Annotated in this window: 9 protein-coding genes; all 9 read right to left on the bottom strand. The window is 70.4% G+C overall.

The genetic code is table 11. The annotated features are described in order from the left end of the window. A partial coding sequence (locus VGB14_19750) for an HK97 family phage prohead protease (GenBank protein ID HEX9995168.1) occupies positions 1-833 on the bottom strand: 833 nt, incomplete at its 3' end. Between the two features lie 36 nt (positions 834-869). Continuing rightward, a complete protein-coding gene (locus VGB14_19745) occupies positions 870-2210 on the bottom strand; it encodes a phage portal protein (GenBank protein ID HEX9995167.1) in 1341 nt (446 codons plus the stop codon). A gap of 9 nt (positions 2211-2219) precedes the next feature. Continuing rightward, positions 2220-2495: a hypothetical protein gene (locus tag VGB14_19740; GenBank protein HEX9995166.1), complete on the bottom strand. Its 276-nt coding sequence runs from the start codon at positions 2493-2495 to the stop codon at positions 2220-2222. Between the two features lie 96 nt (positions 2496-2591). Further along, positions 2592-4091 (bottom strand): hypothetical protein, encoded by a 1500-nt coding sequence (locus VGB14_19735; GenBank protein HEX9995165.1) that lies wholly within the window; start codon positions 4089-4091, stop codon positions 2592-2594. 1421 nt (positions 4092-5512) lie between these two features. Continuing rightward, complete coding sequence (locus tag VGB14_19730) at positions 5513-5695, bottom strand: hypothetical protein (GenBank protein HEX9995164.1); 183 nt, start codon at positions 5693-5695, stop codon at positions 5513-5515. Then, positions 5695-6276, bottom strand: coding sequence for a hypothetical protein (locus tag VGB14_19725; protein ID HEX9995163.1), 582 nt, complete (start codon positions 6274-6276; stop codon positions 5695-5697). The genes VGB14_19730 and VGB14_19725 overlap by 1 nt, the downstream gene beginning before the upstream one ends. A gap of 43 nt (positions 6277-6319) precedes the next feature. Next, a complete protein-coding gene (locus VGB14_19720; GenBank protein ID HEX9995162.1) occupies positions 6320-6829 on the bottom strand; it encodes a hypothetical protein in 510 nt (169 codons plus the stop codon). A gap of 127 nt (positions 6830-6956) precedes the next feature. After that, a complete protein-coding gene (locus tag VGB14_19715; GenBank protein HEX9995161.1) occupies positions 6957-7427 on the bottom strand; it encodes a hypothetical protein in 471 nt (156 codons plus the stop codon). Between the two features lie 22 nt (positions 7428-7449). Beyond that, positions 7450-7684: hypothetical protein (locus tag VGB14_19710; protein ID HEX9995160.1), on the bottom strand; the 235-nt coding region annotated here is incomplete at its 5' end.

Here is a 7684-nt window from a genome sequence, read left to right as displayed (position 1 = left end):
AGCCATTCGCGTCGGGCGTCGGCTGACAACCGGCGGAACTCGCGGGTGAGGCGGGGGCGCGGGGGGTGCGACGGGTGCCCTTCGTCGGGCGGCGCGTCGGCTGCTGATTCGCGACGAGTGGCCTCGGGGGCCGGCGCGTCGGGTGCCGGAGCCTCCGGCGGGGGCGGCGTAGCACCGCGGGTGGTGCCTTCGAGCAGCTTGGCGCGCTGCTCGGGTGGGGTGTTCTGCCAGAGGCGGAACGCGTCCCTCGACCGGATGCCGAGGGTGGTCGCCTCGTAGGCCGGGTAGGTGACCGGGCCGAACTCGTACAGCCTGATCTCCTTGATCGTCCGTTCCGGGAGCCGATCGGGGTTGTCGGCCGTGGCGGCCTTCGGTTCGTTCCACTCCTCGCGAACGACCGAGAACCGGAACGACTGGCCGTAGAGGGCGCCGTCGTCGATGAGGGCGCGCAGGTCCCGGTTGTAGGACGTGTCCGACAGGGGGACCTCGGCGTACATGCCGCGGCTCCGGGGTTCCATCAGCGACGGGCGGCCGAGGGGCTTGTCGCCGATCTGGGGGTCGAAGCCGTGGTTGAACAGGACGACGACCCGGTCGCCGCGCTCCTCCAGCGTCTTGCTCACCGCACCGGAGGAGACGCGTTCCAGGAACCGGCCTTCCCACGAGTCGATCTCGGTCCACGCGTTGAAGACGATCGGGTAGCCGACCATTGTCCCCAAGCCCTGCTCGTCGTCGCCGTCGGCGCGCAGCAGGCCGGCGACGACGGCGTCCCCGTCGACGCGGGCGACGCGCAGCGGCGTCGATCGGATGAGGTCGTCGCGGGGCGCGTCGGGCATCAGGGCGGTTCCCCTCGGGAGATGAACGGGGTCGTGCTAAGCGGCCGGTGCGGCCGGTTGGGCGGCGTCGCTGCCCGGCTCCTTGAGCTGCACCGACACCTTGCCGGTGTGCTTGAGGAGCGAGAAGTCCTCGGCCAGCACCGCCTTGACGACGGAGTCCGGGTCGAAGCCTTCCTGCACCAGCGCCCGGATCGTTTCAGCCCGGGTCTGCTGAATCCTCGCCGCCGCCTCCTGATCCTCTTGGAGGGCGGGGATGTCACGGTCGTCGTACCAGAGCCGCGCCCGCTCCGGGACGCTCACCACGGTTGACAAGGCGGCGGAGCAGGAGCGCCACAGCGGCCGGATCGTCATGTCGGCGAACCGGCGCTTCGCCTGCCCGTAGTTCGAGTACGTCGCCGACTCCAACCCCTCGGACAGGCCGACGATGATCGGCGGCGTCCCCGCCGCGGCGGCGATGCGAGTCTCCCCGGCGGCCTGGATCGACCGGTAGTCCATGTCCTTGAAGCTCGACCCGACCACCGTGGCGTCGGCGCCGCCGCCGAGGTACAGCGTCTTCCACGCGTTGATGAAGCTGCGGTGCTCCCCTTCGAGCATCGCCTTGAACTTCTCGGCCTTCTCGGGGGCGATGCTGGCGTCGAACTTGACGACCATGTTCGGGGTGGCGGCGTGGTCGAAGAACGCGATCTTGTGGTCCGTCGACGCCGAATCTCCCCGCACCTCCCGCAGGACCGGGGTCATCCACGACATGCCCCGGTACGTCGCCGTCGGGTCGGGGATCGGCGCCCAGTGGGCGACTTCCTCGCGGGCCATCACGATCGGGTCGCGTCCCGACCCGGGGCCGCCCGGCTCGTACAGGTAGCCGACCACCTCAGAGTTGATGAGGTCGTCGTTCGACCCGAGGATGATCGTCGTCCAGTCGGGTCGGAGCCGTTCAAGGGCGGCCGTCCGCGCTGTCGGGTCGGTGCGGCGGATGTAGGCGTTGCCGGCGAGGTCAACATCTTGGATCATGCGGGCCAGCAGTTCGCCGGTAGAGCCGTTCACCCACGGCGTTTCGAGCAGCAGCAGTTCCGGCGTCCAGAACAGATCCTGCGGCCGGCCGGCGCGGAGCTGCTGCCACATGAACCGGGCTTCGGTGAACACCATGAGCCTGGCCGCCTGCACGGCGAACACGACCCCGTTGCGCTTGTAGATCGACGACACCCGGCCGGCGAACCCGTCGTCGGACTTCTCGCCCGGCTTCCCGTAGGTCTGGATGGGCTGGCCGGTGTAACCGGCGCCGCCGAAGTACAGCGACGCGGTCACGTCCTGCGCGTAGTCCTCCAACGAGTACCGCTGCTCATCGCCGCCGCTGGAGCGCAGCCGCTGGAGGAGGTTCACCCCGGTCAGCTACGGCGTCAACGACAGCCGGGTCGGGACACCGGACCGGGGGTCGTCCGACAGGACTTCGATGTCGGCGCCGGGGCCGAGGATCAGCGCCTTCCGGCCGGGGAACACGTCGGCGAGCCGCTCGCGGAGGTGCCACGCCTCCTCCGGCGACGGCCGGTGAGGCAGGCGGACGACGAGAACGTCACCCGGGTCGAGATGGAGGCGTCGAACGTCCTCTAGTTCGATGGTCACGGTCACCTCCAACGTCGACGAGCAGCAGACCACCGGCACCAGCACCGACCCCGGCGACGATCAGCGCCGCAGGGACGGACCACATCGCGACGCCAGCCACCACGGCCGCCGCGCCGACGGCGACGAGCGCGACGGCGGCGATCAGCCGAACGCGAACCACGGGTCGCTCGCCTCCCCGGCCGTCCGCCACAGGTAGTAGGCAATGGTCGCTGCCACCAGCGGCGAGATGTCCACCTCCGAATCCCGCCGCGACCACTTCCACGCGTCGCCCGACTGCCGGCGGCGCGCCCCCACCACTGCCAGGTTCAGCGCCTGCTGGTCCCGGTGGACGAACTGTCGTTCCACCACCGCGTCGACCAGGTCGGCGCACGCCCTCTGCGAACGGGGGCCGTCCAACAGCACCACGTCGACGTTCGGGTCGTCCGGGTCGGCGCCGACGGTCAGGCCGGCGTCGATCAGGTCGTTGACGAGCACACCGGCCGGCCCGGCGGGGTCCAACCCGACCGCCTTCGGACGGTGACGCGCCCGGAGTTCCAACAGCCGGGGGACCACCCACGCGGTTCCCCGGCGGTGGTCGAGGACCGGTTGGCCGTCGTCGTCCTCGTCTGCGGTGATCTCGACGGGGCCGCCGCAGACGACGATCGCCGCAGACGCGCTGTTCGGGGACACGTCCACGGCGAACACCAGCGGCTCCCCGGGAGCCGCGCCGCGGTCGGCGCACTCGGCCCACCGCTCCAACGAAAACCCCGTCACCGCGATCGGGTCCTGCCACCAGCCGAGCCGCTCCCTCGCGAACTCGGCGGGCGTCATCGACCGGCGCTCGGTGCGGACGAAGTCCTCCGAGATGCGCCGGCCCAACGCCAGGTTCGCCGACCGGATCAGATCCATGTCGTCCAACGCGCACCCATCGGACCCGAGAGCGTGGTTGCACTCGTCGGACGCGCACGGCTTCTGCGGGGCGCACCACTCGATGTAGGCGAGCGACGGGTCGCCCCCCTTCCGGCCCCGGTCCCGTATCGAGCGGAGCACGTCCGCCGACACCCCGCCGGCCGACGAGCCGTACAGGATTTGCGGGTTCCCCTCCACCGACTTCGCCGACAGGGTCGGGATCAGCGACCCCATGTGAGACGGCTGCAACGCGAACGCCTCGTCCAAGATGATCCGGTCGCCCGTCAGGCCACGGCCGCCGGTCTTCGTCCTCGCCCGAAACCGGAGCCGCTGGCCGGACAGGAACTCGATGCCCTCCTCGCCGTTCGCCTCGTTCACACGGCGAACCCGGCGGCGGAGGAAGTCGAACCCGTCGATCACCTCCTTCACGTCCCGAAACGCTTCCATCGCCGTGTTGAACTCGTGCGCCGTCCACACCACGTACTCGGTTTCGAACACGTACAGGTCGGCGAGGGCGACGACCTTGAACACGTGCGTCTTGATGTTCTGCCGGGGGGCGACGATCGCCGCCTCCACCGCAGCCCACCGGCCGCCCGGCCGCTCCGCGAGGATCGCGTCCAACGCGACCCTCTGCTCCGGGTCCAGCCCTACACCGGCCTGCTCGGCGAACTCGGCCGCCTCGCCGCCCGCCGTCGACACGTGGTCCGGCACCCACAGGAACGCCGGCTCGACGAGGGTGTCAGCCAGCGCCACGAAGCCGCTTCTCGCGCCGCGCCCTCAGCTCGTCGACCGGGTCCCCCACCGCCGTAGCGTCCTTCGTCGCCTCCGCCAGCGTCGCCCGCAGCTCCTTCACCACCGCCGCCAACGCCGACCCCCGCTCCTCACCCGAGTCGACCCGCTCCGCCAACGCCAACGCCGCTGCCCCCAACGGCGAACCCAACCGCCCCGCCGCCTCAAGCGCCTCCCGGGCCGCCCGCACAACCCCCGCCTCCGTCGGTCGGGGCATCGGCGTCACCACCGGCTTCGCCGGCCGGCCCTGCCCGTGCTTCGCCCGGCAACTGTCACAACAGAACCGGCTCGTCTTCCGCTTCGCCTCATACGGACGGCCGCAGTGGTCACACCGACGCTCCACCGGCATCACCACCTCCGCGACGGCGGAGGATCATCCCCCGCCCGACTCACCCTCCGCGCCCTCCCCAACACCTGCGACAACCGACCACCCGCCGCACGGTTGCACGACGCGTGCTCCCACCGCAGCGGGCTACCCGCCCCACCTAGCGCCCGGTCCTCCGCATGCCCAGCGTCCAAGGCCTGCCCCGCCACCATCGGCTCCTTACACCTCGGGCACAACTGCCCTGGACGAGGCGGCGGCAACAACGCCCGCTGCCGGTCGTAATCCGACCCCAACCCCCGCTCATGCCGACTACGACGCTGCGGCAACTTTACGTAACCTCAACCTCTCGGGGAGAGAAGCCGGACCACCCCGGCGGTCCTGGGCTTGTCGGTGTTCGCGATGCGGACCCACCCCCCCCGGCCTCAGGTCTTGCGTGGCGGTAGGGGCTTCGGCTGGTTTCGCGGCGGGTCCGGCACATGCGGCATCCGGACTGAGTAGCCAGACCCATCAACAGGAAGGCCAGAGCAAGTGCGAGAGCAGATGGTCAGTCCAAGGCAACCCGGAACGGTTCGCTGGCGACGGCGAAGATGGCAGCTGCGCCGACTTTGCCCGGCGTCGTGGAGGAGGCGGACTTTGGGGCCGACGAGTTCGTAGGTGCCGTCGTGCGCAGCGCGGGTGGTGGTAAGCGCTTCCCGGTGCCAACGGTCTTCGGGGCCGTCGCCGACCGGCACCCAGCCGACGGTCTTGCTGGTGTGCGGGTCGTGGTCGACCGGTTCGAAGCCTTCCGGTGCAGGCCTGCCCGGTTTGAGTTCGTGGCGCTTGTAGAGGCGGGCCGTCGCGGATCAGGCAGCAGGAGCCCGTCGTACTTGCGGGTCGCTGTGCCTTCACCGGCGAGGACCCATTCGCAGCCGGGGGTGACGTGTGGGGTGAGGCTGCGGCGGTCTTCGGTTCGCTGGAACAGCGTCGGGATCTTCTTCACGGCGCTGAGGCTCCCGGCGCGTGGCACCAGTCAACGCTTAGCGTACATCTTGGGGTACACGATGGGATGCAGCACCTACCCTCAGTCGCCACGAGGGCGGGCGCCGACACGATAGAGGTCGAGCCGATCCGGGTGGCCGTCGACCGTCAGCCAGGCTCCGGCCTGCTCGGACGGGTCGAAGGCGCCGATGACCGCTCGGATCACCCGCTCGTGGTCGCCGTTGAGGGCCACGCTGGCCGTGTAGGTGAAGTCGGGGAGGAGCATCACCCGGCTCGCCTCCACAGCTTCCGGCCCTCGGCCCGGGCACGCACATCCGACAGCGACGGCAGCTTCCCCGTCGCCAGCACGTCGTGATAGCAGGACCGGCACAACGGCATCGGCCGGGGCAGGTTCCCCTTCACCGTCGACCTGCGATGCACCGGCGACCAGTGATTCACCCGGGCGCAGGATTCGCAGCGTTCCTTGTTGTCGACCTTCGCCCGATCAGCCTCCGAGCGGAGCCGGTCGGCGGTCGGGCCGTCCACCCGGTAGGTGGCCTGCAACACGGACAGCTCGTCGGCGTCGCGGCGCATCCGGAGCAGCAGGTCGTTCATCTTCCGTAGATCGGAGGCCGCCCGATCGGGGTGGATCGCCGCCTCGCCCGTCGGGTCGGACACCGCCGGCATGGGGATGCCCTCGTCGTCCGCCACCGTCGCGTGACCGGACGTGCGGTCCGTCTCCAACCGCTGCGCCTGAGGCCGGCCCTCCAACGCGAGCAGCATCCCCGACGCCGTCCCATACGGGTCGAACTCGTTGACAACCGCCTTCACCCGGTTCAGCGCCTTGCGACGTTCGGAGTCCCTCACGCTTTCTTCTCGTCGGGGGTGTAGGAGGACTTGGACATGAGAATCAGGAACCGCCGTTGACCTGGGCAACGAGCGCGGCGAACCGGCCGGACTCTTCTGCGTTCAACGCCGCAGCGAGGTCGATCAGTCGTTGACGGGCTTCGGCCTTCGCCGCAGGGACACTCTCCCAGCGGGCGGGGCCGACGATGCGGGCGGCGTGACGCAGCAGGTCGGCGACAGCCTCAAGCACGTCCGGCGCGGCCAACGACGCCGCCGTCTCGGCCTCCAACGTTCGGCGGTCCGCTGCGATCTCCATTCGCGCCCACTGGACGGCTTCCCGCTCGCCTCGGGCTTCGGCGATCAGCGTCCTCGCCTTCGCCGACAGGGAACGGGTGAACGCCGCCTCGTCGGCCTCGTAGCGGCGCATCCGGGCGAGACGCTCGGGTTCGTCGGCGGGAGGCTGGTCGGTCGTCACCCGGCGGAGGAGCCGCACGACGGTGTCGAGCTTCACGTCGCCGACCAGAGGTTGTGGCCGCTTCGCTACCCGCCAGCGGGCGTCCTCCTTGTCCTTCACGGGGAAGGCCGGGCCTTGACGGCAGTCCTGAGGCGGCTAGCGCTCGACCACAACCGTCGCGCCTCCGTCTGTCCGATGCTGGCGAGGGCTGCATCCGGGGCCACCCACGAAGCGAAACGGGCGAGCATCAGGCCACCTGCTCGAACAGCGACGGCTCAGGTGCAGATGCTCGGCGATGACCGAACTGTCGGGCCGTCTCTTCGACATGGCACCGGTGGCACAGCGTCTCAAGGCCGTCGAGGTGATGGTGACAGCCAACGACTGCGTGCCTGCCGAGAACGGGGTTGATGTGGTTGACCTCCAACGACGGCACCCGGAGGAACATCCAGTAGGCCTCCTGTGCGCTCGGCGCCCATGTGGACACCGGGCCGCAGACGAGACACAGCAGGTGGGCGAACTCCTCGCGGCGCTGACGTTCCTCGTGCGGGTCGTGGCCGCAACGGACGCACCGGTTGCCGTCGCGGCGCTTCGCCGCCTCACGGGCCTCGTTCCAACCGTGGTTCTCCCAGTAGGCCGTCGAGCAGGCGGTGCTGCACCAGCGGCGGGCGCGCCCGGTGAGCTTCGCCCCGCACCAGTCGCAGCCCTCCGGGGCGGCCATCGCCGCAGGACAACCCATGGGCCTACCGCTCCAGCGACACGCCGTCGGGGGACACCAGCCGCCACCCCGCTACGAGCAGGCCGTTCACGGCCGCCACCGCCGCGTGGTGCGTCGTGGTGGACAGCGCCTCGTAGGTCACGTCCACCGCCGCGTCGAACGCCTTCGCTTCCGGAGCGGGAAGGTCGGGGCGGTCACCGAGGTCGCACACCAGCGCCGCCATCAGATCGTGCGACGCTCGACTGACACACCGCGAGAGA

This window comes from Acidimicrobiales bacterium (genome assembly GCA_036399815.1).
Taxonomy (GTDB): Bacteria; Actinomycetota; Acidimicrobiia; order Acidimicrobiales; family DASWMK01; genus DASWMK01.
The sequence above is the reverse complement of the archived record's forward strand: the minus strand, read 5'-3'. Positions and strand labels throughout refer to the sequence as shown.